The organism is Mangrovimonas xylaniphaga (genome assembly GCF_001280435.1).
Taxonomy (GTDB): domain Bacteria; phylum Bacteroidota; class Bacteroidia; order Flavobacteriales; family Flavobacteriaceae; genus Mangrovimonas_A; species Mangrovimonas_A xylaniphaga.
Genome location: NZ_LBIP01000024.1, coordinates 1 through 604, shown reverse-complemented (window position 1 = coordinate 604; position 604 = coordinate 1). Strand labels below are relative to the sequence as shown.

General features: G+C 28.5%; 1 protein-coding gene. It reads left to right on the top strand.

Annotation, left to right across the window (positions count from 1 at the left end; translation table 11 throughout):
• Positions 1–28 precede the first annotated feature (28 nt).
• Complete coding sequence (locus tag ZA06_RS16130) at positions 29–487, top strand: hypothetical protein (protein ID WP_053978534.1); 459 nt, start codon at positions 29–31, stop codon at positions 485–487.
• Positions 488–604 lie beyond the last annotated feature (117 nt).

The following is a 604-nucleotide window of genomic DNA, read 5'->3' as shown; positions in this document are numbered from 1 at the left end:
ACCGTTGGCAAACATTTGATAACGCTATATGACCAAATATTTGATTAAAAAATATACTCAAAATGACTCTGGTGGTTTTAATAACATAGAAACTAAAAAGGTGCAAAAAAAGCATTTAAAAGAGCATGTTGAAAATAATTGGGTTTTAATAGAAAAGCAAATTCCAATAGTAACGCCATTTCTAAAATGGTGGAATAAATTTACAACTAACCAAAAAATTGCAATTATAGCTATCATTGTTCCTTGTTTTGCTGTTTTAGGTTGGATTTTAGATAAGTATTTTGATAATAAATATCAGACTTTAAATGATAAATACATTTCCTTAAATGCTGATTATAATTCTCTAAAATCTGATTACGTTCAATTAAAACATTCCTTAATTCTGACTTCTGACTCATTAAAGACAGAACGGCAAAAGTTTCAAGCCACAATACAACAACCGCAAACAAAAACATCTTCTGATAAAAATCAAGCTGACAAAAAATAAAAAAACGATTTGCCAACAATGTGTAAAAACCATTGCTTCGGACATTTCCTTCGGAAAGTCCTCTTTCTATATTAATTTTGTTTCTTTTTTCTCTCATAATTTCTTAATTTCCCGCAA

Excerpts from the sequence above, each read along its gene's own strand:
- ZA06_RS16130 (WP_053978534.1), top strand. The coding sequence starts at position 29 with ATGACCAAATATTTGATTAAAAAATATACTCAAAATGACTCTGGTGGT.